The 1,976-nt window shown below is 43.6% G+C and carries 2 protein-coding genes and 1 pseudogene; 1 reads left to right on the top strand and 2 read right to left on the bottom strand.

The window, feature by feature from the left end; all coding sequences use genetic code 11:
• On the bottom strand, positions 1 to 352 hold a 352-nt coding region (locus R7E42_RS23765), incomplete at its 3' end, for a Nif3-like dinuclear metal center hexameric protein (protein ID WP_318073056.1).
• A gap of 137 nt (positions 353 to 489) precedes the next feature.
• Between R7E42_RS23765 and R7E42_RS23760 the strand changes: the two genes are divergently transcribed.
• Positions 490 to 1,260, top strand: a complete 771-nt coding sequence (locus tag R7E42_RS23760; RefSeq protein WP_318073055.1) for a DUF1853 family protein — start codon at positions 490 to 492, stop codon at positions 1,258 to 1,260.
• A gap of 64 nt (positions 1,261 to 1,324) precedes the next feature.
• Here R7E42_RS23760 and R7E42_RS23755 read toward each other — a convergent pair.
• Positions 1,325 to 1,976: pseudogene (locus R7E42_RS23755) on the bottom strand (phosphoglucomutase, alpha-D-glucose phosphate-specific); the annotation flags it as partial.

The raw sequence follows: 1,976 nt of genomic DNA, 5'->3' as shown, positions 1-1,976 counted from the left end.
TATCAAGAAGACGAGCAAGCTCTGCGTTTTTACCAAGTTCAGTATGAATGTCGAGCGGTAGATGGTAGCCGTACAGATTAATGTCACTTTTAATTAGGCTACGAATGCGCTTACCTTTCATACCGCGAATGGGTTCTGGCTCCCCTTTCCAAAAATAACCATGGTGGACCAATAACGCATCGGCTCTGAGTTCAATCGCTTTATCAATTAATGCTTGAGAAGCAGTAACTCCAGTAACTACGCGCTTGATCTGTGGACAGCCTTCAACCTGTAAGCCATTTGGCGCGTAATCTTTAATTAACTCGGGCGAGAGTTTGCTGTTGAGAATCTTTTCTAACTGTAAATTATTCATTATCACTTCCAATTTCGAGCGAGTACCTCAAAGTGTATATCGAACTATGACACTGATGCTAGCTACCCTATTCTACTAACCAAATTTAGTTACAATAACGAGGCTCGCTGCTTTATCAACATCACTAAGGAATCAGGATGAATCAACTGCAACGTCTTTATCAATGGATCACCTCTTCTCCTCCTCTTTTTCAGTTGCTCCCTCCTTTCGCAACATTGGAAGACTTATCGATTAAACCTCTGGATGAATCTGCAGAGTACCAAGGGAACCCGAGACTGGGTTTTTTGTATCAGCATTTATGTACCGCTGCACTTGCGAATTCAGAACAATATGAAATTGTTGCAGAAGAAATTCAACTCAACGATAGCGACGGAAAAACCATCGGTGCGATAGATCTCATACTTAAAAATAGAACATTGGACCAACTAGAACATTGGGAAGTAGCGATTAAGTTTTATCTTTTACATGAAGGTGTTTGGTATGGCCCTAACGCGCACGATCAATTGCATACAAAACTGGATAGAATGCTCTCCCACCAATTGAAAATGAGCGAAAGGCCTGAATTTAGACAAATGCTTCCTCTGGATCAGTCTCCAAAGGAACGCTTGTTGATGCAAGGGCGACTTTACATCAATCCATTTTCTAATGAAGTACCACCGAAAGAGTGCTTAGGCTTTGCTCTCAATCCAAGCCAAATCAGTGGATATTGGTGTTATCAAAGCCAATGGAGTTTGATCAATAAACCGCTTTACCACTTAAGCAAACCCTACTGGGCTATTGGTACGGATGATTTTTCTCAGCCGATTGAAAAACCAATGGAGCGATTTGAGCATGCACAAACAGCAGATGGCGAGTTCTGGTTTATCGTGCCAGATAATTGGCCACAAAATCCAAAGGCTCATAAATAGAGAGTTAACGACGAGTTGTAAAAAAGGCGACCATCTGGTCGCCTTTTTGTCAGAGTAGGTTTAATTACAAACCTGCAGCTGCAAATACTTGATTCACAATCTCTTGTGCTTCAGCTTCAATTTGTTTTAGGTGTTCTTCACCCTTGAAGCTCTCACAATAGATTTTGTAGATGTCTTCCGTACCCGATGGACGAGCAGCAAACCAACCATTTTCAGTCGTCACTTTCAATCCGCCAATCGCCGCACCGTTACCAGGAGCGTGTGTTAGACGCGCCGTAATCGGATCACCTGCCAGTGTTTCTGCTGCAACCATTTCTGGCGACAGTTTCTTCAACACATCTTTTTGAGGTCCATTCGCTACAGCTTGAATACGATTGTACTTAGACTCACCGTGTTTAGCGGCAAGCTCTTCGTAGTACTCTTGTGGGTTTTTACCCGTTACCGCAGTAATCTCTGCCGCTAACAAACATAGTAAGATGCCGTCTTTGTCTGTTGACCATGGTGTTCCATCTTTACGTAGGAAAGAGGCACCAGCGCTCTCTTCACCACCAAAACCAAACTTGCCAGTGTAAAGGCCATCGACAAACCACTTGAAGCCGACAGGCACTTCACACAGTTCGCGACCTAAGACGGCTACTACTCGGCCAATAAGTGCACTAGAAACCAGCGTCTTACCAACCGCAACATCTTTACCCCACGCATCACGATGACGGTAT

The organism is Vibrio sp. Vb1337, assembly GCF_033338715.1.
Taxonomy (GTDB): Bacteria; Pseudomonadota; Gammaproteobacteria; order Enterobacterales; family Vibrionaceae; genus Vibrio; species Vibrio alginolyticus.
The sequence above is the reverse complement of the archived record's forward strand: the minus strand, read 5'-3'. Positions and strand labels throughout refer to the sequence as shown.

Coding starts and splice junctions, on each gene's coding strand:
- R7E42_RS23760 (WP_318073055.1), top strand. CDS start 490: ATGAATCAACTGCAACGTCTTTATCAATGGATCACCTCTTCTCCTCCT.